Source organism: Priestia sp. 53B2 (assembly GCF_056099005.1).
Map to the genome: position 1 here is coordinate 26,719 of NZ_JBLZXA010000008.1, position 25,272 is coordinate 51,990.

A 25,272-nucleotide genomic window follows, 5' to 3' on the forward strand; every position below is an offset into this window, starting at 1 on the left:
GATAATCTTTAAAATCTTTACCCTTCTGCCTTACTTATTGGTCGGATAGTCTTATATTCTGGTTTCCACATAGCTTTTTCTATTAATTTTTCTACGTCCTGTTCGTGAACTCTAGATACCCCATCTTTAATAGCAGCTTTTGCAACAGCTATAGCCACTGCTGTGGATACGTTTTGAAGATCTTTAATATGAGGAAGTAACGTATCACCTTTGGTTTGTTTCGGCCATATGGGCGACTGCATTTGCAGCTTCAGCGAACATCGTCTCTGTAAATTTTTCAGCTTTTACAGCAATTGCGCCTAGACCAATACCGGGAAATACAAATGCATTATTAGCTTGGCCAATTTATAATATCTTTTGGGATAGCTTCAGCTAACCTAGTAGGATTAGATAAAGGCATAATCACAGGTCTTTCTACATGGCGAGCCATTTCTCTAATAATTTCTTCTTTAAACACCCCTGTTACCCCCGATGTTCCAATCAGGATAGTAGGTTTGACTTGTTTGATTACTTCTAACAAAGGCACTTTATTTTCCTTATTTTTTCCAATTTTTTATTTCTTCTACTTTACGGGCATAAGGCTGCTGGAACGAAGCTAAATCATTTATCTCCTCCGTTAACAGCCCTCTATAATCATAGGCCCAAAACCTATCATATGCTTCCTCTTCCGAAAGACCTTCAAGAACCATCGCACTGTGGATTCGATCAGCGTTTCCAATACCTGCAGAACCTGGTCCAAAGACAACAATACGATGATCTTTTAGGGAGGTCTTTGTAATTTTTAAAGCAGTCAATATAGCACCTAATGTAATCACACCCGTACCTTGGATATCATCGTTAAATGTTAAAAGATGATCCCCATACTCTTCTATAATGCGTCTGGCATTTTTATTCCCTAAGTCCTCCCAATGTAACAATGCTTTTGGGAACTTATTTATTATTTTATTTACAAATTGATCGATAAATTGATTGTAAGCTTCACCTGTTACACGCTCATGGCGATTACCTAAATAAAGCGGATCTTTAAGTAATTCTCTATTATTGGTTCCTACGTCTAACACAATGGGAAGAACACGGCTCGGATCAATACCAGCAGCTGCTGTATATACTGCTAATTTACCCACTGCAATGTTAATTCCACCTACTCCCCAGTCTCCTATTCCAAGAATGCTTTCAGAGTCTGTAACTACAATTAAATCAATATCTTCTGATCCTAACTCTACATTTTCTATCGCTTTGTCCATTTTATTCGCTTCGTCAATAGAAAAATACAGACCATCAGGACGGTGATATTGATGGTTATATTCTTGAATAGCTTCTCCGACGGTTGGTGTATAAATAATCGGCAACATTTCGCTTAAATGATCTTTTAATAATCGATAAAACAATACCACATTTCGATTATGCAGATCGTTTAATAAATTATTTTTTTGCAGATCATTTGATGCATTCTTAAACAGTTGATAAGCACGCTGTACCTGTTCTTCTAATGTCAGTACGGTGGGCGGTAATAATCCATCTAAATTGAGTTCTTCTCTTTCTCTTTTTGTAAATGCATATCCTTTGTTTAGATAAGGTCTCGATAAAATATTTTCCCTTTTAGTGGTGTTTGAACGAAACTCTTTTGTGCTTCAGCAGAAGATCTCATATATTATCCCCTTTCCGTTCTTAAAAGAATGTAAAAAACCAATATTTTTCTTATACCATAGATATCATTATGCTTAACCAAGATGTGTTCTTGTTACATACAATACTTTTAAACGAAGAAGCTCTTCCTTAAACATATAATTAAGGCGGCACTTTAGTTTGTGTTCAGATAAATCAAGTGGAAAGAAGCTTTATATGTTATGCCCTCGGGAGGCTAACATAGTTAACTAAAGAAAAACTAGTTTTACGATAGTGCTCTTCAGCAAACGAAAGCTTCAGTGGTTAAAAACCTTTCTCTCGTATCATAATAATTTCGAGGTGAAAGATATGTACAAACTGTTATCGCATACGGATTTAGATGGAGTTGGATGCGGAGTTTTAGCAAAATTAGCTTTTGGAGACAGAATAAAAATTCGTTATAACTCTATTGCATCGCTTAACCGTGAAGTAGAATGGTTTTTAGAAAATGAAGAAAAAGATACACATTTATTTATTACGGATTTATCAGTAAACGAAGAGAATGAAAAAAGACTTGAAGAGTTTTATCAAACAGGAGGAAAAGTCCAGCTGCTTGATCATCATAAAACAGCTCTTCATTTCAACGAATATGAATGGGGACACGTTGTCGTGGAAGATAACGAAGGGAACTTAGCCTCAGGAACTTCCTTGTTTTATGAATACCTTATAGAAAATGAACTTATCCAGACTTCCAATGCGGTTGATGAATTCGTAGAACTAGTAAGGCAGTATGATACTTGGGAATGGGAAAAGAACAACAACCAAGAGGCACACAGGCTAAATGCTCTCTTCTTTTTACTATCTATTGACGAGTTTGAAGAAAAAATGGTTAACAGGCTTCAAAACAGTGACCACTTCTTTTTTGACAAGTTTGAACAGAAGATATTAGATATGGAAGAAGATAAAGTAGAACGTTATATTCGTCGAAAAAGACGAGAATTGGTGCAAACCTCTATAGGTGACTATTTAGCAGGAATCGTGTACGCTGAATCGTATCATTCAGAACTTGGAAACGAATTAGGAAAAGAATATCCTCACCTTGATTACATTGCCATGTTGAATATGGGAGGAAAAAGAATTAGTCTTCGGACCATTCATGATCATGTGGATGTATCAGAAGTTGCTGGTCACTATGGAGGCGGAGGTCACGCAAAAGCTGCTGGATGTTCGTTAACTAATGAGGCTTATAACCAGTTTGTAACAGATACATTTCATCTGGATCCTGTGCGAGAGGATGCAAGAAGAAACCGATATAATTTGAAAGAATCTTCATCTGGTTCTCTCTACGAAACTCAAAATGATGATATGTTCCTTGTTTCTCTTCAGAATGAAGATGAATGGATAATTGAAAATAGCAAAGGGCTATCAATTCATACATTTAAAAGCTTTAAGGAAGCAGAAATCTTTTTAAAAAGGAATTATGCCGCTTGGTTAGTAAGAGATGATATCTTTGTAAAGTACTTAATAAGGTATATCAAAAAACTGAAACACGGAGAATAAGCACCGAAACATATTTTGATTCATCAAATGAATGAAAGACGCAGAAAAGCTATTAAACGAAAATGAAGTAGCTTTCCCCCAGCTCCGCCTGAACGTTCAGAAGCAGGTTTGGATGATATTCCATGCGGAGCACGTTTTCAAGATCCAGAAGTCGCAGCGGCTATCTATATGGAGATAGCCGCTGGTATAGTTTTATAGCTAATTAATTGGCTCGTCTATTCGAAAAGATATTGCAGCGATGTTTGGTCAAATTCACATGCAACAAGCACAGATTATAAACAATGAGCTTTCTATAAATACAAAAAAATGTTTCTTAGCAAATAGGGACATTACGGTAACTAACTTTATCTATGATATACATATTATTTAATTGATTTAATCCCATATCCTAGGTCGATCAACCTCCATGATTCTCAAATACTGTAAGAGTTGTCCAGCGTGTACGGATTCATGATAGCCTATCCGCATCAACATATCCCCTAAAGAACGAATATAACCAACATCTGAACGGTCTATTTGAATATTAGTTAAATCTTCTTCAGAAAAAGTAGTAATCATATCTAAAAATTGTTGGTGGTATGATGCTGCAAACTCCAATTCATCCTTTATAGATTGTAATGGTCTTTTTTCAAAAGGAGAATCAAATTCCTTTAAGCTGCCCAAATTTTTGATAGCTAGATGATAATAGTATTCTGACTCCAAGACATGACGAACCATTTCTACGCATGTCATAGCTTCTTTATCTGGCTTCCAATCGAGTTTATCATCAGGAATTGCTTGCCAAACCTTTATACTTCTTCTTCTATTCTCTTTTATATTTAATACTATTGTGTGTGTTCCATTCATTTCCATCGTTCCTCTTATCATTATTTTACATGATTTCCCCAAAACAAAGAGGTGAATTTTCAACTAAACTTATTTCAAATATTCATGGTTCTTATGCCGAGTATAATAACTTTCATACTTTAGAAATCGTATATTCAATTCTTTTATGTAAAAAATTCCATAAACGCTTAGTAACAAGCTGTAAACCATTGGTTAACGCAGCAGGTATTCGTGCTAATCATTATACATGTCCCTATTTAACAAATAAAAAAAGCTAGCATAAAGCTAACTTTTTTAAGTTAGAGATAAAGGCAGGCTAATAATTAGCAACCGCCAAATCCTCCCCAACAAGCACAGCCAATAATGATTAATAAGATAAACAGCACAATAATTAAAGCAAAACCACTGCCACCGCCGTAACCGCAGCCGCCGCCATAACCATAGCCACAACCTCCGCCATAACCGCCAAAGAACATAAACTTCACCTCCTTCTCGTTCATACATTTAGCATATGATGAAAAACGAAATTTGCTCCACGAAGTGGATAGACTACGTTTTATATCACTATAAATAAAAAAATAATAACCTTTTAGTTTCTTTTACATACAATGAAGCATCCTCAGATCCCATATATGAGTTTTACTCCCTCTGCAATAGATTGTTTGAATTCCGCCCAATCAGTTCTATTGCGTATAAAAGCACCCCCGCACAACCTAGAATAAAAAAGTCTTTCTCAAGTTAGAGAAAGACTTTTTTATTGTTATTAATAGCCAAATCCGCGGCCGTAACAGCTGCATCCAATAATGACAAGAAGAATAAACAGAACAACTAATAAAGCAAAACCTGAACCTGCTCCACCATAACTAGACATACAAACACCTCTTTTCGTGGTATTTAACTAAAGGAAAAAACTTTAAATATACATGGGTTAAGGTATTATATGTAGACACAGCTCATATCGATTGGATTTTAGTCTAAAATAGGCTACTTTGTTTAACGATAGCTAAATAACATCCTAATTTCACATAGTAAAAACCCTTCATTGTTAAAATGAAGGGGCTTTTTTGGCTATTAGCACCAAGGACGAGGTCTAGGAGGACAGCTTGGAGCACAAAAATGTTGATGTGTTTCCTGACATACAACGGATTCTGTATGCGGGAATGAGTGCATATATTTATAATTTTTTTGATAAACATTTGTGGTATGACTAGGATGCACCACTGGCACAAACACATCTTGACCAGTAAAAGATGTATTTTGTTTAACTGGGTCATTCTGAGCAGGCATGGTTTGAGGAGGCAATTGACCACATGGTTTAGCTGGAGGATAACCGCAGTTACCTTGCTGAGGATACATAGCCCCTTGATAACCACCGTAATTAGAGTGCTGATAAGGATAGTTGTTTCTCATATTAAAAATCTTCTCCTTTCTGTTAGTAGACTCCTCTTACTGTATATGAAACAACCATAGAATGTTTGGACAAATACCTAAAAAAGACCCTAATTATTTAGGGTCTTTTCTACTAAGAGAAAAAGAAATGTGTATTCTTAGTAACATAGCTATGACAATAAGAAATAGAAGGTTTTGTAATGTCCACTATTCCTCAAGATTAACATCCATCGCTGCGTTATCAATATTATTTAAAATGGTTTTGTTTTTATCGTCTAATTCATTACGTAGAAGTGAATTACGCGTTGCCTCGTATAAATCGTAGCTTCTTTCATCAACTGGAGAATTATGATCTTCACATATCATCTTTTCTGATTCTTTGGATTGATCTGCCATATCAGTCACCTCCTCTGTATATTATGTGAGTTGATTAGAAAAAACATAAGAACTTTATCTACTTATTGTTGAGTAAGGTTTAGATTTATATCAACGGTTAGCTGCTTCTGTACATTGTGTTTCCATATGACCTAATATTAGGTGGACACAACCGTTTCTTGAGCATGCTTTTGGATAATTTCTGGAACTTCCAGCAATGAATTAACGGTTATCAATTTACCTTTTGGCGCAATATCAATTTTAACTTGGTTATAGCTCCATTCCAGTTCAGAAGGTACGTGAATCGCATGTATTCCAACTTCTACTGCCGGTCTTATATCGGTTTTTAATGAATTGCCAATCATCCAAGTCTTTTTTGGGTCGTACTTAATTTGGTTTAGTATTTCTTTTAATGCAGGTGTATCTTTTTGTTCAGAAATAAACACTCTTTTTTCAAAGTATTTAGCTAGCTCTAGCTGAACAATTTTTCTACCTTGATTTTCCTCGTCTCCACCTGTGTGTAAGTAGAGATTATGTCCTTGTTCTTTAAGCTTATCTAATACTTCATACATATTTGGCAAAGGCTCTATCGGTACTTCAAATACACTTTGACCAATTTTCTTGACTCTTTCGACTCTATCTTCATGGATATCTTGATGATTTTGTTCACTAAAAAATAAATAAGTAGCTACTAATGATTCTGGAAAACGAGAAGAGTGAAGGCCATACTTTTCAATACTTTTTAAATCTATCTCTAACTGCTTTTGTTTTATTTCTTCCTTAGTCAGATTCTCAAACCACTCCTGCAATTGAGCCACAAAAGCATTTATGGTGTCTCTAAAATATTTATTACAGTGAACAAGCGTATCGTCTAAATTAAAAAGTAAGGTTTGCTTCTGCATTTCGTTAAATCCTTTCTACAATGGATGTACAGACAGTATATATGAAAAAACACTAACCACTTTTATTACCTATCCACACCTAAAACCAAGGTGAATTTTCCAATACGTTAGACACAATCAATTGATTACTATATTGAAATGAGAATATTTAGTGGAAAGATCCTTCTAGCGTATAAAACAGAAGGATCTTTTTATAAGATAAAACGCTGCAGGATATTCCTGCTAATAAATATAACGTTCAAAATGTTCTCTATTCATATTTGTTTTGAACGTAGAGGTACTCAGTCCTGAACGATTTATTAGCGGTTGCCTGCCTTCGTCTTCTTTAGGTATATTCATTTCAAGACCTTGTATAGTAAAAGGATCATACATATACGTTGTTCGTTCAGTTTCTGTATGCGACATTAACTTCACCTCTATTAATAGTCCTCATTTTTTTAAACCATGTTAACTCGTTTACAGCAGATTCTCTAATGAAAATATTTACGTTTCGTAGGTCTTTTCGCTAAAAAAGATCCGCCATTTTCTACTTTTTTTATTAAGTTGTAATTTCTTGTGGCTCTTCACCTTCAAGGTCAGTAAAGAAATTTTCTAAGGTTTCCCTCGGGTCAAGAGCACGCCCATCTTCTTCGACAATACGGTTAAGCGTAGGATCATTATTGCTATCTTTATTTTTATAGTTGTTATAATCAACTCTTTCTGCAATTCCTGAATTATCAACGCCTTTAAAGTCTTTCTTTGACATAAAAACACCTCCTAGCCCTATTGTTTGAAAATTTGAAGATAAAATAAGTGGAAGGTTAAGTTATATTTTTATTTCCCGAGAATTAATTAGATACTTTTTGCTAAGAGACATGTACAACATGCTTAATTGTTTTACGAAATGGGGAAACTAAAACGTCAAAATTTAATTTACTGAGGAGGAACATAAGTGGAAAGAAATCCAAGCACAAGACAGTTTCAGGATGATTTAAAGCAGTATCAAATGCCAGAGTCAGTAAAGCAACAAAAATCTGGAACTTATCGAGTCGGATTTGAATCAAACACTGGAATTGAAAAAGTACAGAACCAGCAAGAAGGAAGAGAAAATAAATAAGCTTGATCACTTTATACTTTTACATGACGAGGAGGGCATCCCATGGATCAACAAAAAATGTTAGCAAATGAATTAAGTAACATGCTTACAGAGAATAAGTTACCGATTACAATTGAAGAAGATATCCATGAAATTTGCAGAGGTTTACAATCAGGTGAAATCAGCGTGAATGATTTGAAAGAAAAAGACCCTTTTGTTGTAAATGCAGTTCAAGAAGCAATGGGGAGAATAACTAAACACAATTCTTAAAATAGCTATAACAAGCAATCATTTTTATTAAGCCAAAGACTAACTCTTTAAAGAGTTAGTCTTTTGTCCTTCAAATAATATACCCATGAACATGAAAAAAGAATGACAAACGAAATGTCATTCTCTCTCCTACACATGGCAAGCGTTTAATTTTTAATCACAAGGAAATGAAACATCTAATCCCACTTTTTACAGTGTCGGTTGTTTCTAAAAATTAGTATGTCATTCTAATAAGGAAATATACATCCATCATTTACCACGAATACATTTCTTCCGCAATAGGAAACTTAAGAAAAACAAGGAGGTGACACAACATGGCAAACAACAAAAGCAGCAACAACAATGAATTATTAGTATACGGTGCTGAACAAGCAATCGATCAAATGAAATATGAAATCGCTAGCGAATTTGGTGTAAACCTTGGTGCTGATACAACTGCACGTGCAAACGGATCAGTAGGTGGCGAAATTACAAAACGTCTTGTACAAATGGCTGAGCAACAACTTGGCGGCGGACGTTTCTAAGACAACTTTATAATTGATGGCTGAAGGAAGAATGGGTCTCCATTCTTCCTTTTTGTACGAATAAAAAAGGACGGAGAGATTATATGCAGCAACATCAACCAGCTAAAGAAAATGCGAGTTTTACTGAGAAACCAGCAGCTTCTGCAACAAATGCACAAAAAGTAAAACAAGAAATCCAAAGAGACGTAAGTGAAGGACAAGGTGCAATGACTTCTCGAGAAGCAGGCGCAATGCGCGATTAAAAATCAACTTGAGCGGTTTTTAATCCTCGATTCTTTGTACAAAAACTTAAAAAAGTACCTCGATTAACTGAGGTACTTTTTTAAGTTCACTCTATTTCGACGGGGGAGCCGCTTTGACTCCGGGTTTGTTTCATCGGGTCCATGCTGTTGAAAAACAAAGGCAAACAGTGTAATCCCCAATATATAAAAGTCGAGCCTGCCTTATCCACCTGAAAAATAATTAGTTTGTATTTTGTCCCCCGCCATTCAGCCCTTCTTTTATGTACGCGTTAACCTGACTATTTGAAAGCAATCCAATATGTCCAATGCCATAAAGTTGAATATTTCTGGCTCCTTGCAGCCTAGAGAGACTATTAACAACAATTTGATCATTTATGCTGTAGATCGACGTATAAAGAATTTTTTGATTGAGATCTGTACCTGGGAGGGCTGTCGAAGAAACTAAACCATTCGCTCCTCCTAACGTCACGACATTTTCAATTTTATTCCCTACCCCTAGATATTTAATATAGTACAGCGTGTTCGCTCCCCCCATACTATGAGCAACAATATCTACCTTCTTAGCTCCCGTCTCTTTCAACACTTGATCAATGTATCGAGCAAGCTGAGGTCCATTATTCAAATTGTTGCCTGTCTTATCTATAAAATCAATAGCATAAAGATCATTGCGATCCCACCCTTGAGTGATTAAATAGTTTTTGATAGCAATAAAGTTATAGGACGCACCGCTGATTCCATGAACAAGAACAACCGGATTGTGGTTTGCTTCGGCCTTAGCATTCGAAGGCTGAATTCCTAATCCTAATGCAGATACAACCAGGGATAAAGCAAAAATTAATGCGACAAACGTTTTCTTCATTTTTTTCTCCTCCTCAAAATGTGTAAGTAACAACCTCTATAGATTATATATAAAAATCCTAATATGGTAAACTTATACTTATAAGGTATTTAAAGTTATATCCACTTGTTATCTGTGGTATTTTTTTATAGTAGCTTATATGATAATGAGCATCACCTACTTCTATTACGTTAGATCCTTTTTATAATTTAAAAAATCCCCCCGGAAATAATTTTGAGAGACCGTACGAAAAATAGGCTTATAGTTTGTTTTCTTTTCTTGATTACTGTCCGTTTTATGTTAACTAAAATACTACATACAACCTAAACACAAAAGAACTACTGCTCCTGAACAGTAGCTCTTTCTCTTTATACGTAATATTTTAAAACACCTTCAGTAGCATGCTCGGAGGATGAAACATTATTTATTAAGAACGTTTTTCTAATCATCTAACCTTTTACGGTCATCTGCTTGAGAAGGCTGTTCCATCCAGTGATTATCAATCATATCTTTCCCAATACGGCTATAAATCCACAAGCTATCCAAGGCCGCCTTTTCACAGTGTGCTGAAATATCAGCTCTCATACTTGCAATGAGAGCTGCGTTATAATAAGTAACTGCTACACCAAAAAGGAAACCTGTTTGAAGAAGCATAAGCCGATCTGAAAAAGGAGAAATATTGGAATTTGTAACCTCTGTTTCGCATGATTGAGGTAGATGAAGGTTGTCTTTGGTTAATAAGGATGAAAACACATCAATGTGTTTGTTTTTTACTTGCAGGCTTTTTTCTAATAATGCTCGTACGTTTTGATTTTTTGAAACTTGTGAAAAGCCAAGGATCATCGCTTTCGCAATAAATGTTTTGTTTAAATTAAAATAAGCATGTCCACTTTCTATTGTATTTATCGGTCTCTGTTTACCGAACACATCTGTTACATAGTGGTAGTGTTCAATCATTTCCACCTTGTTCGGTGTTATGTAAGTAGGTAGTTGCTGATAAAGTTGTTTTGAAACAAGAAGGTTCTTAGTTTTTTTATAAATCTCCATCACATCAAGGTTGCACTGATAATAAAAATCTACAATATCTGGGCGTAAGGAAGTCGTAAAAGATAGGCTCATTTCATTATGTCCGTGTGTGCTCATCATATAAAGGGATTTAAGACACAAAACGTCCGTAAATAGAGGAGGAGCTTCTAAGTTTACGTCTTCTTCGGTAAATCCTTTAGAAATAGGAAACTTCTCTTTCTTAAATAATGCTTTTAAAGCATCTATGTGTTTAAGTGAAGAGCCGTTTGAAAAAGGCTATGTATCTCAGGATCTTGGATCGTGTGAAGCATATATTTATTTACACATACAGATAATGTTTCACGGATATAGTGTGTCCATAAATTTGCCATTTCAGGAGATGTTAATCGATTCTTCTTTTGCAATTTTCTGTTCCTCCGTATCAAAGCCATTTTTTCTTAGCTTCCCTTCCTTTTAAGCTTTCATACAAGTTAGCTTTTCTTCTAATATTTCCGATAAAAAGAAAAAGCTACTCAAATGAGTAGCTTTTACAAAAACACATATTTAAGGAATGATATTGAATAAATCAAGATTAATTATTGTTTTGTTTATATTCTGCATCAAAAGAATTTTCACCGGCATGAACAGACAGCAAGGTATCAGCATAGCCAACCAGCCTGTTGACCAGCTCGTCTGCAATTGCATAAACAAGAGGATGGATTTCTGCTCTAAATAGTGCTGGATCATCTAAGATGACTGTAGTGTTAATAAACACATCTCTATTTCCATAAAGGTTATAATGAATCATTGCTTTTCCTGCAGCTCCACCTGTTCTTGGATCTTCATAACCTGGAAGAAATACGTACCATTCTTCTGCTGTAGCAGACCGGAAATTTTTCGTAAAGGTCATTCCGTTGATCACTTTTTCAATCTGCGTTTTTTGCTCCAAATGAGCTGCATCTACAATTTTCTTCTTCATAACGCACTCCTCATCATATTAGCGAAATTCTTCGTCAGCAGGCGTAGCCTCTACAGCAATTTGATAAGCATCTAAAATGGAGTCACGTTCCTCAGGATCGGTCAATCCAACAAGATATTGTTCACCCTTTTCATCTTCAACGCGCATCAACAGCGATTCCCCGTTCGATTGCAGCAAAGCATAAGTCTGATTTCTCATATCAAATAAAGCCTCAACTGCATATTGTTTTTCAATACCTTTTTCATCTTCAATGGTTATAAAATCTCTTTCCCTACTCTTCACTTTTCTTTCACCTCCACTAAAAATCTTCCCGGTTACTTTACCCGTTCTTCTCTGCTTCTATAATCGTACAAAATGGAATTCAATAGCGAAGGCGAATATGGAGTTTAATTATGGATATATCTAAAAAAGTAGTTATTTATTCGTCTATTGGAGAATGAAACTTTAAGAAATGATTAAAAAAATGTTTTTACGATATCGTGTTGTGAATGACATTCATGGCAGTAACAATTAATTTCTAAAGCATCTTCTGTGAGGGTATGTATAGTTTCTTTTCTGCACTTTTTACAGTATTCTTTTTTCTGACGTGTCTTTGACAATATAACCTCTTCCTCTCTTGCATTTTTAATTTTATGCTTAGTATAAAAATAACCATTGATACGGTACCTAAAGAGGATTGCAATAGCAATTGCAATCCTCTTCTCACATGGCAACTTTTAGATAACAAGGAAATGAAACATCTAATCCCACTTTTTACAGTGTCGGTTGTTTCTAAAAATTAGTATGTCCCCATGATAAGGGAATAAACATCCATAATTTACCACGTATATACTTCTTGGCCCCTAGGAAACTTAAGACAAACAAGGAGGTGACACAACATGGCAAACAACAAAAGCAGCAACAACAATGAATTATTAGTATACGGTGCTGAACAAGTAATCGATCAAATGAAATATGAAATCGCTAGCGAATTTGGTGTAAACCTTGGTGCTGATACAACTGCACGTGCAAACGGATCAGTAGGTGGCGAAATCACAAAACGTCTTGTGCAATTAGCTGAGCAACAACTTGGCGGCGGACGCTTCTAAGACAACTTTATAATTGATGGCTGAAGGAAGAGTGGGTTTCCACTCTTCCTTTTATTATGGACAATTTCTATTTATCGTCATAAGCAGAAAGCCACATAAAGCATGACAAAACAAAAAACTGCCAAAGAAGGCAGCTCTCTGTATAACAAGGGTATTGTGACTGATGCCCTTATAGGCATCTTAAATAGTATGCGTAAAATAGTAGATTATATTCACTGATAAAATTCCTTTTTTATATCTAGAAGAATAATAAATCATGATATGGAGACGTTAAGTGTGTGCATAGTAAGAAAGGTGGCACATTACTATGAATATGTTAAGGAGGATAACAATGGGTATTTTAAGTGGAAATCCTACAGATGAACCGATGCATTACGGTGAAGTGTTTGGAACATGGTCGTTTCTTTCTGCTTCAAAAGGATTAGTAGCTGGTTATCAAACGTTTCTAAATCATGTAGGAGACAAGGATCTACATAAGTTGGTACAAGAAACGATTGAACAATGTCAGCAGGAAATGAAAGGAGTAGAAAAGCTATTAAAAGAAAATGGAGTGGCTTTACCTCCAACTCCGCCTGAACGTCCAGAAGCTTGTTTAGATGATATTCCAGTAGGTGCACGTGTTCAAGATCCTGAAGTTGCTGAGGCTATTTCACTGGATATAGCTGCTGGTCTAGTTGCTTGTAGTCAACTGATTGGCCAATCTATTCGTGAAGATATTGCAGCAATGTTTGGTCAAATTCACATGCAAAAAGTAGCCCTTGGTGGAAAGTTTTTGCGACTTAACAAAGAAAAAGGCTGGTTAGTTCCACCACCTCTCCACAAGTCAAAAAACACGGATTGTTAATCATAAAATTCGTATAAAACGTCAAGATTTCACATTAAGTAAGTTCTGCAACATGCTATAAGAAGGAACTGCTGATCCATTCCATATTAGCAGCTTCTTCTCATTATGAATAAAGAGCAATAATGAGAGCAAACTACTGTTTATTTTAACTCTATTAGATTTACCTTTCCTATTTAGAAAGCCCCCGAAAGACTCAATATTGATTTCTCTACTTAAGGGGTACACCAACGGAATAATTGACAGATTTGTTATTACTCATAAGATCATTAAATATCCAGCATGCTATTTTCGAAAAGAGTTCTTGATTCATGAAATAAAAACTAAATTGAATACCTTTCTATATCTTGAACAAACGAGTCAAGACGCCGTGAAGCATTTAACCACCTCTTTATTAACATAATACCAATTTTCAGAACCAACATGTAAAAAAGCTCTTTATGGAAAAATAAAGAGCTTTTTTTGTCACAGAACTCTTCATTTCGATAAAGATTAGGTGTATATCAATGAACTGCATAAATTAAATAAACAAGACCATATTAAATATGGATGATAGGTATAAAAAGTATATTTTTTTCAAATCTATAGGAGATCGTAAATGAATAATTATAAAAATGACAATACTGCAAGACGCTATATTGCTCATGTCAGTATATTTGGAACGACGCAAATCCATTTAAGAAACCCCTATATTATCGCTTGGTGGTCAGCAGCTTTTCCAGGTTTTGGGCACCTACTACTGTCTAAATACCTTCGCGGCTTTGTGTTATTTGTATGGGAAGTCGTCATAAACCTTAAATCTCATGTGAATTTAGCTATGATTTATTCTTTTCAAGGAAACATTGATATGGCCAAAGACGTGCTTAATACAAGGTGGCTTCTTATTTATATTCCCGTTTATATTTTTGCCATATGGGATAGTTACCGAACAACCGTTGATTTAAATAAAATATACGTGTTAGCTGAACGAGAAAACCATCGGTTCAACACCTTCAGTATAGGAGCCATGGAAATAAACTATTTAGATAAACGGAATCCCATCCTATCCGTTTTCTGGTCCTTGGTGATGCCAGGTCTAGGACAACTCTATATTCATCGCATCATTGGTGCTTTCTTTGTTATCATTTGGGCAGTCGTTTTCTTTTATTATTCTCACCTGCTTGAAGGAATTTCTCTTCTATTTTTAGGAGAAATAAAACAGGCTACTTCCGTTTTAAATAAAGAATGGCTGTTATTTTTCCCTTCCCTATATGGTTTTGCTACCTTCGACTCCTATATAAATACGGTTGAGAATAATAAACTTGCTGAAAGAGTGCAGAAAAACTTCTTTGAAAAAACGTATCAACATCCAAGCTTTTGTATTGCGAAAGGAAAAAAGGTGGAGTGAAAACATGCAGGTCTTTTCTACATTTGAATACTCCAGTTACATAGAATTAGCTGTTTCAGAGCTAGAAAAAAAAGGGATAAAGAAAGAAGATATATTTATTGTCCCCCTTAATAATCGAACGGAAGATCGCCGGATTTTTGATAGCCTTCATCGAGCAGATGGAGTTTCTCTTATTGATTTAGGAATGGCTCTAGCCACAGCCTTTTCAGTCATTGGTGCAAGCATTGGGTTTAAACTAAGCTGGGGCCCCATCTACTGGGGAATAATTAGTGCTTTTATCGGATTTATCTTAGGACTAGGAATTAAACTATTTATGTTTAAAGTAATCAGGAAAAATCAACGGCTTTTACGCGGCAAACATTCGGAAGTCATACTCATTGTTGATTGTCATACAGTGGACGCCGGAGTGGTTGAACAAACTTTGTGGAAAAACCTTGCCTTAGGTGTTTCAAAAGTCAGATCTGATGGCTTATAAAAATAAGTGATTATCGTACAATATAATGGCAAGATACAGGATGAACGAATTACTATTCAGGGTTAGAGATAACTTCCTTAACGCATTGAGGGAGTTTTTCTGTTTTTAAGCTGTATACTCTTTAATTATCATAATGTCATTTATTAGAACCAAAAAAGCTTTTAAAAAGAGCTTTTTTGGTTCTAATAAATGTTAAATGCCTTTCTACCATCCTTTTTGATTTTTTAATGTGGTAATATGAGCAATATGATGCTTTCCATGCCAAGCGTAAGTGGCTATTAATTGCTCAATCGTCACTTCCCCGTTTTCAGGATGGTGGATCATTTTCTTCAAATCTTTTTCATTAAGTGAGTTTAACACTTTATGAAGACGCTTATGTAAAGCTGAAAAAAGTTGGAGAGAAACTTCTATCGGTAAATCATTATCAGGCAGAGTAGACCAAGCTACTTCATCATAGGCCTTAATAGTAGGCGCTTGCTCTGTTAAGCCTAATTTAAAACGAGTATAAGCATTCATATGTGAGTCAGCTAAATGATGGACAACTTGGCTTAATTTCCAGCCGCCTTCTCGGTAAGGCGTGGCTAATTGTTCTTTTGTCAGACCTTCTACAGCATCAGCTAATTGCTTTGGTGCATCTCCAATGTCATGAATCCACCCTTGAATATCTTCTTTCTGAATATTTTCTTTCACGGTAAATTTCCCAATAGGATATTGATTAAACATATTTTTTCCTCTCTTTCTATTTTTATTAATATCTATTATAGCAATTTTAAGTGTATATAAATTAAAAAATTCAGAATTATCTCTAAGTAAGCAACTACAATTTTAAATATAGTGTGTACTTTCAGTTACCATGATGGACCTTCTCTGCAGTACAAAGATCTGCCTTTGCTATAATTCATGATAATTATCTCCCTAAATTAGGTCGCTTTTAATTAAAACAATAAACATATGGATAAACTTGCCGTAAAATTAAGTTAAGGTGAGTAAATTGAGCAGTGATTATACAAGCTATTTCTACAAAAAGTTCTTTTTAATATATTTTATTACCGTTTCCTTATTTATTATCGTTGATATTATAGAATCAAGAAGAATTACACTTTTTTCTTTTGGAGACAGCTGGAATTTCATTTTGTATCAAATTGGTTTTGTTTAATTTCTATAGGCTTTTTTAGCGCATTCATTGCAAACTTATTATGGAAAATGAAAAAATAAGCAATTAATTAAAGATTGAAAATAGAAAATACATACTATATATGTTTTTAGTTAACATAAAATCTCCTACTCTATATTAAGCTTTATTATTTAAATACTGAGTAAGTAAATGAACTGCGCTCTCTTGTTTTTTCTCTACTGCAACCTCTACAGGTGTTTTACCATCATCTTTTTGTATCTCGATATCTGCACCTTTTTCGATGAGAAGTTTAATCATATTTTCATCTCCTAGCAACGAGGCCTCATGAAGGCTAGTCCATCCACCGCTTTGTTTTGCATTTGCATCTGCGCCTTTTGTAAGTAACAAGTCTGCAGCTTGAATTTGCTTATTTGCTACTGCTGCATGAAGAGGCATGTTTTCATTCGGATTTTTAGCCTTAATATGAATATCCGCCCCTAACGACAACAATAACTTGGCGCTATCCACTTGCCCAAAATAACAAGCTAAGTGTAAAGGCGTCCATCCATCTGAATTAAAAGCGTTAAGTAAAGATGGCTCTTTATTTAATAAAGCTTTTATCTCTTCACTTTCTCCATTCACCGCAGCATTTGTTATTTGATCAATATATTCCATTTCACATCCCCCTAATATATAGAAATAACTTGATTATTTTTCCATTTTATCATAGGTTAGTGCATGAACACGATATACAAACTTAGTTATATAAGTAAGGAGGACGATAAGGAATACGATGATAAAATTAAGTATTATGGTTCCTTTAGTTAAGAATGGAGAGTTTATATGAAAACAAATAATAGCGAAGAGTTAGACGTCCAATGGTATGGCGTAAAGGTTCTTTATAAGTACTTGGTAGAAACAACAAATAAGGAGCCTTAAATAAGGCTCCTTATTTGTTCTCTATTTACCTTTTGCTTTTTAAAAATAACGCCCAAGCACATTATTAGTCAAACTGCATCTGTCATTACATATAAATTGGATGGGATAATTTTGTTTTCTAAAATTAAGTATGGATGGCACTTCATTAAAGCAAGTTTAAGAACTTCTGGTACTCTCTCTTCATCATAAGCGCATACTAAATGTAATCCGCCTTTATTTACTAATTTGTCTGCTTCATTTTCAAACTCTTCTAAAATAGGTATAATTCCTTCTTGCTGTCCCCATTCTACATGAGCCCATATTTGAAAAGATCTATTGTTTTTATAGAAGGGATCTAAGTGTCGAGAGAGATGTTCAAAGATTATAGCAGGCTGAAAACTTCCACTTGAACAGTAATAATCAAAATTATTAATAGTATGTATATATGTTAATTGGTCTTCAGTTAGAATTCCCTCTAACTTTTCAAAAATTAATGGAATTAATCTTTCACTTTCTATAACTAACGTATGCCTCTCCTGTTCAATTCCCGACACAATATAAGACACAAGATTATCTAAGTAACTTCTCATGTCGTCAATATTATAGTAAATATGAACGCTTTCATTATTCTGTATTAATTGAGCAAACTGATTTTTCAAGTGTGTACGCTCCCTTATATAAAATCAACCTAAATTTCAAGAATCTTAAACTAGTAAATTGTCTATTCGTTAGAACAATTCTACGCTTTGCATTCTTGTCTGTCAAAGCTGGATGTTCTCCCATTTGTTTTGGGGTGTACAGCTGTTTTTAGAGCAGTGTAGCTATATTGATTACAAACGCTATAACGTTTGCGGCAATTATCCTGGCGCCTTGACTAAAGAATACTATACCCCTTTTCAAATACGATTAAAGCCTAACAAGAAATAATGACAGAATTAAGTTTACTTATTCTTTCAAATGAATCTTCGCGTAGCATGGATAGAAGCATCACCCATCTATTTTTTAGTTTGTATAGCCTTAAAAATAGCTATCATAACACGCGTTACAAGTAGAAAAAAGATCTTAAACTTCTAGGGAAGTTCAGGATCTTCAAATAAAAAGATCTTATTTTTTTAATGTTATAGGTACACAAATATCACAATAATCAATCTCATTATTGTCACCATAATATCGTTCAAAGATTAGCCTTGGATCAACTTCATAACCCGTTTCTGACAAGCCAGAAAAAATGGTAGCCCACGCTTTTTGAATTTCTTCTGCAGTATGCTTAACTTTGTATATTGCATACTGTCCCCCTACTAATTGATCTTCACTAAACTCATCGTCAACGTAATATTCACTAGAAATGACGATACCAGCATCATAACGACAATTCTCAGGAGCTGTTTCTTCAGGATTGTCCCGTGCGATGCTCAGAATTATTGAATCTTTAGTAAACAATCCCTTCTTTTTAGCCAAACGTTTTAACTTCTCCATCACTTTAACATTATGAGGACCATATGGCCCAACTTGTCTCACATATGCAATTCGGTAATTTGGTAAAGTATCAATCTTCATATTCATATCACTCTGCCCCTTTTTCATCAATATTTACTACAATGAAAAAGTTATCACTATTTAAAAAGATAATCACTTAAATTTTTAAAAATTTACCCTTTATACAAATACAGTTTATATAAGCGCGGTTCTAAGCATAAAAAAGGAGCTCAAGAACTATTGAACTAGTCCTTGAGCTCCTCCTTTTACCCAATGTTCTGGGATTGCTAAAGCAGACGGCAACTTTGTATGTACATTTCCCTTTGCCGCATTCACCTGTGCCTGAGTAAGAAAAATACTTCCTGTCAGGTCGGCACCGCTCAAATCAGCATCCCTAAAGTCTGCACCAATAAGATCAGTTAACCGGAGATCAGCATCTCTAAGATCAGCAGCTATAAATAACGCTCCCTTTAAATTAGCTCCTCTAAGATTAGCTCTTCTTAGGTTAGCACCGATATAGTCACTACTACGCTTGAATTTCTTTCCCAACTTTTTATTAGATGTTTTAGGACGTACCAATTCACTTGTACGTACAAGCAAGTCCTTCACTTTCATTCGATGTTCATGTACATCAATTTTTAAAATATCCTCTGGGCTTTGTTTGATCAGGCTTTCAGTTTCTTCAAAAGAAATTTTTAAATCATTGTGAATTGGTTTTGTAGCTTGAAATTGGAGTGCCTCACTTAAATACCACAGCATTTCATGCAGCTGCTGAACAATAGGAAATACCTCAAACATTTCTTTAGCCCTTGTTTTGTTAGCTCTCCAATCATTTCCTATATATATAACTTGAGAAACTCTTTGACCTGCACCAAAACACTCATACCCCACACAGCCTTTGAATCCCGTAGTGATAAGGTTTTTATGAATGAAACATGAATAGTTTGGCTGTAAATGACGACAAGGAGTCCCGCCATCTTTATTAAATGCGAAATCAGCAGATTGTGCATAAGGTAAAGCTACGCAGCACAAACCAAAACAACTTGAACAGTCGGAACGTAAATTATCTCGAATATCATTATTTATTTCTAATTTATTAGACAAAACAACCATTCCTCTCATGTTAATAGCGACCAAAAGGAAAATAAAGTTAATTCCACCTTATATTTAGTGTGTAAAATACAAATTTTTTTAGTAAATTCTTTCGTAAACCTTAAAGAAAGTTACCTATTTATAGTACCTTCTATTGCTACTAAATACATTATGCTATCAATCCCAAGCCCTGTATCTATAAGCACAGCTTTATTTTCTCCGATAAGCAAAAAAGAATGGACTTTTTCCCAATGCCCACATTCGCTAATGGCATAAGTTTTATCATCAATCGTTTGCACTGTAAACCAAGAATCTTTAATCATATAACAGGCAGTGACTTACTACTAAGTTCGATATTTATACGATTATGTCCTCTCAAAACCTTCAATTATTCAGAAAATAGAATGTATGCCATATGCTGCTTCTAAGTATTAAAAAGAGCATCTAATCACCACATTAGGTGCTCTTTCTTTTTCCCTTTGTTTATTCATTAACAGACAAGGTACTTTCGTCTAGCTGTTTTAAATAATTACGAAAACGAATTTTCGGATTTAATTCTGTATTTGTAATATGCTTTACATAGCCAATTGAACTTTGAGTGATATCATAGTCACTGATTTTATTTGAACGATATTCAACAAAAGGAGGAAGATAAATCATGCCAACTAAACTAGCAGATGCCTGGAATGGCTTTGTTATTTCGCTTACTGAAAATAAATTATACCCACCCGCTTGATAAGAATGTTCAGGCGAACCGATGGAAATAGCCAACACCCACTCCTTTCCCGTAAGCTTCGTTCCGCCAGGACCATGAGCCCAGCCAAAGGTAAACACTTCATCAAACCACTGTTTTAAAAGTGGCGGACTGCTATACCAGTACAGTGGAAACTGAAAAACAATACGATCATGGGCAAGGAGCAGCTGTTGTTCAAATTCCACATTAATGGGCCGATCACAATATGTTTCATAAAGGTCATGAACCGTTAGATCCGTTTCACTCAAAACTGATTCCTTCCACTTTTTATTTACTCGGGAAGATTCAATATTTGGATGTGCAATGAGCACTAATGTTTTCATATCTAGACCTCTTTGTTATCTTTGGTATGATTATATTGTATATTTTGTAATAAATTAGAGGAAGTACGCACATTAATTAAACATAGTATAAAACTGTATACTACAGGGAGTGAAAATGGATGAGAAACCAAAAAGTAGGATTTAATTATCCCCCCACTAAAGTCGGGTGCCCGGTCGAAACCACATTAGACGTAATAGGAGGAAAATGGAAAGGGATTATACTTTATCATCTTATTGATGGAAAGAAACGTTTTAATGAGTTTCGAAAACTGTATCCTGTCATTACACAGCGGATGCTGACCTTACAATTAAGAGAATTAGAAAAAGACGGGATTGTCCATCGTGAAATCTATAAAGAAATCCCTCCAAAAGTAGAGTACTCCCTAACCGAATTTGGCAGATCTCTCGAACCAATCATTTTACTTATGAAAGACTGGGGTGAAACGCATAAGAACAGAATTATTAGTGCGAGAACAATAGAAAAAGAAGAAATTTAAATATGAAATATATTAATTAATAGATTAGTGTGTTTGAGGTATAGCCTATACCCGAGTAGAGTAGTTACCGCAATATAAGTTCTCAGTAGAAATAAAAAGCAGACCTTTAGTTAAAGATCTGCTTCTTTTCTTTAACAAAAACTAAATATGTTCCCGCTATGAATATGATGCGCAAACCTATAAAAACTAACCAGTACGTTAAAGGGAACTAGATGAAACTGTCATAACGCAAGTAATATTTAAATTTAAAAACATGTTAAAATCTAGTAGTCATTTATACTGAGATACGTATAAATGAACCCTTACAAAAAAGCAGCCTCGCTTGCCAATGCCGAGGCTGCTTTTTCTTATTTTTTAAGGACTTTTGTCTTAAAAATGGACGTATGCCCTGCGAACAAATACTTAGAAATCACATATTATAATATATCTTCTAAGTGAAGGAGGTATGCTATTATAGAAAACTTAGTTAGCTATATTAAAGATTTAGGCTTTCCAATTGCCCTATCTTTTCACTTACTTGTTCGCATTGAAAGCAAATTAGATCGAATTACAGAGCTGCTTCAAATTCTTATTGAAAAAAAGGACAAGCAATAAGCAGACTGCTATTTATACCCAAAGCGAACTCGTGCCTTCGTTTTCAAGATGCAGTACGTTCACTTCTGTTCCTTTATCATACCCATGCTCTCCACCTGGAAGAACAATCAGCGCGTTTGCTGCAGCTAATGAAGAAATAGCGCCTGACTTGTCCATGCCAACGGGCGTCACAACAAGCTTTCCGCCTTCGTCTGAAATCTCTCCTCGCACCATTCTTGTAAATGCATTAGGCTCTTTGAAGCAACCGTTTAATACCGCTTTTGTTTTATGTAAATGAGGGCGTGGTGAATGCAAAAAGCTGCGAACAATTGGACGAACAAACAGTTCAAACCCAACATAGCAAGCAGATGGGTTTCCTGATAATCCAAACAACAGCTGCCCGTTTCGTTCTGCGACTGTTGTGACGCTTCCTGGGCGCATCGCAATTTTGTTAAACAGCACATTCGCACCAAGCTTTTCATAAATAGCCGGTAAATAATCATAGTCGCCAACAGATACGCCGCCGGTCGTCAGTAAAATATCTACGTCTTCAAGCGCTTTTTCTACCGCTTCATAGCAGCGGTCAAAATCATCTTCAAGCTTTCCTAAATATTTCGGAATTCCCCCGCTTCTTACGATTTGCGCGAGTGCCATATAGGAGTTGCTGTTGCGGATTTTTCCTGGTTCTAACGGCTCGTTCACATCAAGCAGTTCGCTTCCTGTTGTTAACACGCCCACCACTGGCTGCTTCACCACGGCTACATCCGCATAGCCAAACGTAGCTAAAAAAGCGATGACGCCTGGATTAATGCGCGTTCCTTTGGAAACAAGCACGTCTCCTTTTTTCGTTTCTTCTCCTTTTAACGCAATGTGTTCCCACTTTGAAGCCAGCCGGCTTAACGCCATATACGTTTTGCCTTCTTTTTCATACGACTTCGTTACTTCAAGCATTACAACAGCATCACATGAATGAGGCACTTGCGCTCCTGTCATAATACGCACCGCTTGAAACGGCTTTACTTCTCCTTCAAAAACAAAACCTGCACCGATTTCACCTACAACTTCGAACTCGACAGGGTGTTCACTCGATACTTCTACGCAGTCTTGCGCTCGAACCGCAAAGCCATCATAAAGCGATTTATTAAAATGAGGAACGTTTTGGTCGGCGATAATATCTTCTCCTAAATATCGTCCATAGCTTTCGGTGATCGATACGCGTTCGATGCTGCCTTTTCTTTTATATGTCATAACTTTTTCAATTGCTTCAGGAATTGAAATAGGTGTTCTGCTTTCTAACATACATTCTTCACTTCCTTTATGTCTGTTCACTTTTTGCGCTATGGTGTAAAATCATAGCATATCTCACTATTTCTATCATACAACAAAATTTACTGAAAAAGGATGAAAACACCGATGTCTTCTTTTACACATTTTAATGACCAAGGTCGTGCCAATATGGTCGATATTAGCGAAAAATCTATCACTCGCCGCGTTGCAACAGCTCGTTCAAGCATACTTGTTAATAAAGAAATTCACGAAGCCATTGTAGAACATAAAATCGGAAAGGGCGATGTGCTTGCTGTCGCACAAGTAGCGGGAATCATGGCAGCAAAACGCACGTCTGACATTATTCCGATGTGTCACCCTCTTTTATTAAAAGGCGTAAACCTTTCATTTGACTGGGATACAACCAATGATCAGTACCGTTTAGTAATAGAAGCAACTGTTAAAACGGAAGGCTCAACGGGCGTTGAAATGGAAGCTTTAACCGCTGCTTCTGCCTGTGCATTAACTGTCTATGATATGTGCAAAGCCATTGATAAAGGGATGATTATCGGCGAAACGTACCTGCTTGAAAAATCAGGCGGCAAAAACGGTGACTACAAACGCACAGAAGCGTAAAGGAGGTACATAATGAGCGTACACGAACATAAATCTAAAGCAACGCAGCTCGTTCGCTGCAAAATCATTACGGTATCCGATACACGTACAAAAGAAACCGATAAAAGCGGCGCGCTGATGATCCAACTTCTGAAAGAACACGACATGCAGATCGCTTCCTATGAAATTGTAAAAGACGACCAAACGTCGATTCAACAAGCGATACTTGCCGGATGCAGTGATGAGGACATTGACGTTGTTCTCACAAACGGCGGGACTGGCATCACAAAACGAGACGTCACGATTGAAGCCGTTCAAGCGCTGATTCATAAAGAAATCGTTGGGTTTGGCGAGCTGTTTCGCATGCTGAGCTACACCGAAGACATTGGCAGCGCAGCGATTATGAGCCGAGCAATTGCCGGGACGATTAACGAAAAAGCCGTTTTTTCTACACCAGGATCAAGCGGTGCTGTTCGTCTAGCCATGACCAAACTGATTTTACCTGAACTTCGCCACGTTGTGTGGGAATTAAACCGCCAGCGCTGACAAAATGCCTATGCGCGCGCATAGGCATTTTTATTAATCATAGTCTTTATGTACCCACTCATCTTCTGGAATGCCTAAATCTTCTCCAGAAAAACGCTCTTCTTTAAACGGATCTCCTCTAAGATGAAAGCCGTTTTGCTCCCAAAAGCCAGGATGGTTTTCATCAATGGCTTCAAAGCCTCGAAGCCATTTGACACTTTTCCAAAAGTACAAATGAGGCACAATTAATCGCAGCGGATATCCATGCTTAGGTGTAAGCGGCTCTCCGTTAAAGGAATGAGCGAGAAGAATATCGTCTCTCAGTAAATCTTTTACTTCAATGTTTGACGTATAGTCATTATCTCCGTGCAGCATGATGTATTTACTTTTTAACTCCACGCCAATTGCTTTTAAAAAGTCTGTAAACAGCACCCCCGTAAATTCATTATCAAGTCTTGTCCATCTCGTTACGCAGTGAATATCGCATTTCACCGTCGTTTGCGGCATGTCCAATATATCTTGATACGAAAGCGTCACTTCTTTATCTACCAATCCAAACACACGAAGCGTCCACTCCTCTAAGTTATAATCCGGCACGTCGCCTTCATGTAAAATGGGAAAGCGCTCCGTTACTACCTGGCCTGGAGGCACTCGTCCTTCATACTTTAGGTCAATTTCCGGTGTTTTCATTCGTTTAATACGGTCTGCTTTGTTCATAGGTACCACCTCTTTATTTTTT

Annotated in this window: 34 protein-coding genes and 2 pseudogenes; 13 read left to right on the top strand and 23 right to left on the bottom strand. The window is 35.9% G+C overall.

The window, feature by feature from the left end; all coding sequences use genetic code 11:
• Positions 1-17 precede the first annotated feature (17 nt).
• Positions 18-1,648, bottom strand: a pseudogene (locus ACN6NE_RS03400) (NAD-dependent malic enzyme).
• Between the two features lie 326 nt (positions 1,649-1,974).
• Between ACN6NE_RS03400 and ACN6NE_RS03405 the strand changes: the two are divergent.
• Positions 1,975-3,165 carry a DHH family phosphoesterase gene (locus ACN6NE_RS03405; protein ID WP_129703548.1) on the top strand — a complete coding sequence of 397 codons (1,191 nt, stop codon included), beginning with the start codon at positions 1,975-1,977 and terminating at the stop codon, positions 3,163-3,165.
• Between the two features lie 375 nt (positions 3,166-3,540).
• Here the strand turns inward: ACN6NE_RS03405 and ACN6NE_RS03410 are convergent, their stop codons facing one another.
• The 8 genes from ACN6NE_RS03410 to ACN6NE_RS03445 all read right to left on the bottom strand — a co-directional run bounded on the left by ACN6NE_RS03410 (position 3,541) and on the right by ACN6NE_RS03445 (position 7,401).
• Positions 3,541-4,011, bottom strand: a complete 471-nt coding sequence (locus ACN6NE_RS03410) for a DinB family protein (protein ID WP_474325200.1) — start codon at positions 4,009-4,011, stop codon at positions 3,541-3,543.
• A 302-nt stretch (positions 4,012-4,313) separates the two neighbouring features.
• On the bottom strand, positions 4,314-4,466 hold the full coding sequence (locus ACN6NE_RS03415) for a YjcZ family sporulation protein (protein ID WP_013058439.1): 153 nt from the start codon (positions 4,464-4,466) through the stop codon (positions 4,314-4,316).
• A 287-nt stretch (positions 4,467-4,753) separates the two neighbouring features.
• Positions 4,754-4,861 (bottom strand): YjcZ family sporulation protein, encoded by a 108-nt coding sequence (locus tag ACN6NE_RS03420; protein ID WP_016766356.1) that lies wholly within the window; start codon positions 4,859-4,861, stop codon positions 4,754-4,756.
• Between the two features lie 200 nt (positions 4,862-5,061).
• Complete coding sequence (locus ACN6NE_RS03425) at positions 5,062-5,400, bottom strand: CotD family spore coat protein (RefSeq protein WP_129703550.1); 339 nt, start codon at positions 5,398-5,400, stop codon at positions 5,062-5,064.
• 186 nt (positions 5,401-5,586) lie between these two features.
• A complete protein-coding gene (locus tag ACN6NE_RS03430) occupies positions 5,587-5,775 on the bottom strand; it encodes a hypothetical protein (protein ID WP_013058440.1) in 189 nt (62 codons plus the stop codon).
• 137 nt (positions 5,776-5,912) lie between these two features.
• Entirely contained in the window at positions 5,913-6,656 is a 744-nt protein-coding gene (locus ACN6NE_RS03435) for an HAD family hydrolase (protein WP_129703552.1), read from the bottom strand.
• Positions 6,657-6,878: 222 nt separating this feature from the next.
• Positions 6,879-7,061: a hypothetical protein gene (locus tag ACN6NE_RS03440; RefSeq protein ID WP_129703554.1), complete on the bottom strand. Its 183-nt coding sequence runs from the start codon at positions 7,059-7,061 to the stop codon at positions 6,879-6,881.
• Positions 7,062-7,194: 133 nt separating this feature from the next.
• Positions 7,195-7,401 carry a hypothetical protein gene (locus ACN6NE_RS03445; protein WP_129703556.1) on the bottom strand — a complete coding sequence of 69 codons (207 nt, stop codon included), beginning with the start codon at positions 7,399-7,401 and terminating at the stop codon, positions 7,195-7,197.
• Between the two features lie 186 nt (positions 7,402-7,587).
• Here ACN6NE_RS03445 and ACN6NE_RS03450 point away from each other — a divergent pair, with 186 nt between their 5' ends.
• The 4 genes from ACN6NE_RS03450 to ACN6NE_RS03465 all read left to right on the top strand — a co-directional run bounded on the left by ACN6NE_RS03450 (position 7,588) and on the right by ACN6NE_RS03465 (position 8,767).
• The gene (locus ACN6NE_RS03450; RefSeq protein WP_165351636.1) at positions 7,588-7,752 is read left to right on the top strand and encodes a hypothetical protein; all 165 of its coding nucleotides are present in this window, start codon (positions 7,588-7,590) and stop codon (positions 7,750-7,752) included.
• 42 nt (positions 7,753-7,794) lie between these two features.
• Positions 7,795-8,001, top strand: a complete 207-nt coding sequence (locus ACN6NE_RS03455; protein WP_129703558.1) for a hypothetical protein — start codon at positions 7,795-7,797, stop codon at positions 7,999-8,001.
• Positions 8,002-8,315: 314 nt separating this feature from the next.
• Positions 8,316-8,525 carry an alpha/beta-type small acid-soluble spore protein gene (locus tag ACN6NE_RS03460; RefSeq protein WP_013084404.1) on the top strand — a complete coding sequence of 70 codons (210 nt, stop codon included), beginning with the start codon at positions 8,316-8,318 and terminating at the stop codon, positions 8,523-8,525.
• Positions 8,526-8,608: 83 nt separating this feature from the next.
• Positions 8,609-8,767 (top strand): hypothetical protein, encoded by a 159-nt coding sequence (locus ACN6NE_RS03465; RefSeq protein WP_165351659.1) that lies wholly within the window; start codon positions 8,609-8,611, stop codon positions 8,765-8,767.
• Positions 8,768-8,987: 220 nt separating this feature from the next.
• Here ACN6NE_RS03465 and ACN6NE_RS03470 read toward each other — a convergent pair whose 3' ends face one another.
• From ACN6NE_RS03470 to ACN6NE_RS03490, 5 genes and pseudogenes are all read right to left on the bottom strand, one after another.
• Positions 8,988-9,626, bottom strand: coding sequence for an esterase/lipase family protein (locus ACN6NE_RS03470; RefSeq protein ID WP_474324547.1), 639 nt, complete (start codon positions 9,624-9,626; stop codon positions 8,988-8,990).
• A 420-nt stretch (positions 9,627-10,046) separates the two neighbouring features.
• Positions 10,047-10,562, bottom strand: coding sequence for a DUF3231 family protein (locus ACN6NE_RS03475; RefSeq protein WP_240702527.1), 516 nt, complete (start codon positions 10,560-10,562; stop codon positions 10,047-10,049).
• Between the two features lie 15 nt (positions 10,563-10,577).
• Positions 10,578-11,062: pseudogene (locus tag ACN6NE_RS03480) on the bottom strand (DUF3231 family protein); the annotation flags it as partial.
• 140 nt (positions 11,063-11,202) lie between these two features.
• The gene (locus ACN6NE_RS03485; RefSeq protein WP_129703990.1) at positions 11,203-11,589 is read right to left on the bottom strand and encodes a hypothetical protein; all 387 of its coding nucleotides are present in this window, start codon (positions 11,587-11,589) and stop codon (positions 11,203-11,205) included.
• An 18-nt stretch (positions 11,590-11,607) separates the two neighbouring features.
• Positions 11,608-11,871 (bottom strand): DUF1292 domain-containing protein, encoded by a 264-nt coding sequence (locus ACN6NE_RS03490; RefSeq protein WP_129703992.1) that lies wholly within the window; start codon positions 11,869-11,871, stop codon positions 11,608-11,610.
• A 596-nt stretch (positions 11,872-12,467) separates the two neighbouring features.
• Here ACN6NE_RS03490 and ACN6NE_RS03495 point away from each other — a divergent pair.
• The 4 genes from ACN6NE_RS03495 (at position 12,468) to ACN6NE_RS03510 (ending at position 15,380) form a co-directional block, all read left to right on the top strand.
• Positions 12,468-12,677 (top strand): small, acid-soluble spore protein, alpha/beta type, encoded by a 210-nt coding sequence (locus ACN6NE_RS03495; protein WP_474324549.1) that lies wholly within the window; start codon positions 12,468-12,470, stop codon positions 12,675-12,677.
• Positions 12,678-13,008: 331 nt separating this feature from the next.
• The gene (locus tag ACN6NE_RS03500) at positions 13,009-13,521 is read left to right on the top strand and encodes a DUF3231 family protein (protein ID WP_474324551.1); all 513 of its coding nucleotides are present in this window, start codon (positions 13,009-13,011) and stop codon (positions 13,519-13,521) included.
• 595 nt (positions 13,522-14,116) lie between these two features.
• On the top strand, positions 14,117-14,905 hold the full coding sequence (locus ACN6NE_RS03505; RefSeq protein ID WP_129703994.1) for a hypothetical protein: 789 nt from the start codon (positions 14,117-14,119) through the stop codon (positions 14,903-14,905).
• A gap of 4 nt (positions 14,906-14,909) precedes the next feature.
• Entirely contained in the window at positions 14,910-15,380 is a 471-nt protein-coding gene (locus ACN6NE_RS03510) for a hypothetical protein (protein ID WP_129703996.1), read from the top strand.
• Positions 15,381-15,584: 204 nt separating this feature from the next.
• Here the strand turns inward: ACN6NE_RS03510 and ACN6NE_RS03515 are convergent, their stop codons facing one another.
• From ACN6NE_RS03515 to ACN6NE_RS03545, 7 genes are all read right to left on the bottom strand, one after another.
• Positions 15,585-16,103, bottom strand: a complete 519-nt coding sequence (locus ACN6NE_RS03515; protein ID WP_129703998.1) for a YfiT family bacillithiol transferase — start codon at positions 16,101-16,103, stop codon at positions 15,585-15,587.
• Between the two features lie 568 nt (positions 16,104-16,671).
• A complete protein-coding gene (locus ACN6NE_RS03520) occupies positions 16,672-17,169 on the bottom strand; it encodes an ankyrin repeat domain-containing protein (RefSeq protein WP_129704000.1) in 498 nt (165 codons plus the stop codon).
• Positions 17,170-17,501: 332 nt separating this feature from the next.
• Positions 17,502-18,071, bottom strand: a complete 570-nt coding sequence (locus tag ACN6NE_RS03525) for an MEDS domain-containing protein (RefSeq protein ID WP_129704002.1) — start codon at positions 18,069-18,071, stop codon at positions 17,502-17,504.
• Positions 18,072-18,516: 445 nt separating this feature from the next.
• Positions 18,517-18,975 (bottom strand): AraC family transcriptional regulator, encoded by a 459-nt coding sequence (locus ACN6NE_RS03530; RefSeq protein ID WP_474324553.1) that lies wholly within the window; start codon positions 18,973-18,975, stop codon positions 18,517-18,519.
• A gap of 150 nt (positions 18,976-19,125) precedes the next feature.
• Entirely contained in the window at positions 19,126-19,992 is an 867-nt protein-coding gene (locus tag ACN6NE_RS03535) for a pentapeptide repeat-containing protein (protein ID WP_240702402.1), read from the bottom strand.
• 119 nt (positions 19,993-20,111) lie between these two features.
• On the bottom strand, positions 20,112-20,303 hold the full coding sequence (locus ACN6NE_RS03540) for a hypothetical protein (RefSeq protein ID WP_129704006.1): 192 nt from the start codon (positions 20,301-20,303) through the stop codon (positions 20,112-20,114).
• A gap of 160 nt (positions 20,304-20,463) precedes the next feature.
• Positions 20,464-21,057 carry an NAD(P)H-dependent oxidoreductase gene (locus tag ACN6NE_RS03545; RefSeq protein ID WP_129704008.1) on the bottom strand — a complete coding sequence of 198 codons (594 nt, stop codon included), beginning with the start codon at positions 21,055-21,057 and terminating at the stop codon, positions 20,464-20,466.
• A 119-nt stretch (positions 21,058-21,176) separates the two neighbouring features.
• On the opposite strand from ACN6NE_RS03545, the gene ACN6NE_RS03550 reads away from it, so the two are divergent.
• Both ACN6NE_RS03550 and ACN6NE_RS03555 read left to right on the top strand, forming a co-directional pair.
• Positions 21,177-21,554, top strand: coding sequence for a winged helix-turn-helix transcriptional regulator (locus ACN6NE_RS03550; protein ID WP_474324555.1), 378 nt, complete (start codon positions 21,177-21,179; stop codon positions 21,552-21,554).
• A gap of 474 nt (positions 21,555-22,028) precedes the next feature.
• Positions 22,029-22,148, top strand: coding sequence for a YvrJ family protein (locus ACN6NE_RS03555; RefSeq protein WP_306461240.1), 120 nt, complete (start codon positions 22,029-22,031; stop codon positions 22,146-22,148).
• A 12-nt stretch (positions 22,149-22,160) separates the two neighbouring features.
• Here ACN6NE_RS03555 and ACN6NE_RS03560 read toward each other — a convergent pair whose 3' ends face one another.
• Positions 22,161-23,426: a molybdopterin molybdotransferase MoeA gene (locus ACN6NE_RS03560; RefSeq protein WP_474324557.1), complete on the bottom strand. Its 1,266-nt coding sequence runs from the start codon at positions 23,424-23,426 to the stop codon at positions 22,161-22,163.
• A gap of 114 nt (positions 23,427-23,540) precedes the next feature.
• Between ACN6NE_RS03560 and moaC the strand changes: the two genes are divergently transcribed.
• The gene (moaC, locus tag ACN6NE_RS03565; RefSeq protein WP_129704013.1) at positions 23,541-24,029 is read left to right on the top strand and encodes a cyclic pyranopterin monophosphate synthase MoaC; all 489 of its coding nucleotides are present in this window, start codon (positions 23,541-23,543) and stop codon (positions 24,027-24,029) included.
• Positions 24,030-24,041: 12 nt separating this feature from the next.
• Positions 24,042-24,554 (top strand): MogA/MoaB family molybdenum cofactor biosynthesis protein, encoded by a 513-nt coding sequence (locus ACN6NE_RS03570; RefSeq protein WP_474324558.1) that lies wholly within the window; start codon positions 24,042-24,044, stop codon positions 24,552-24,554.
• A gap of 33 nt (positions 24,555-24,587) precedes the next feature.
• Here ACN6NE_RS03570 and ACN6NE_RS03575 read toward each other — a convergent pair whose 3' ends face one another.
• The gene (locus ACN6NE_RS03575) at positions 24,588-25,250 is read right to left on the bottom strand and encodes a sulfite oxidase-like oxidoreductase (protein WP_474324560.1); all 663 of its coding nucleotides are present in this window, start codon (positions 25,248-25,250) and stop codon (positions 24,588-24,590) included.
• Positions 25,251-25,272: the final 22 nt, after the last annotated feature.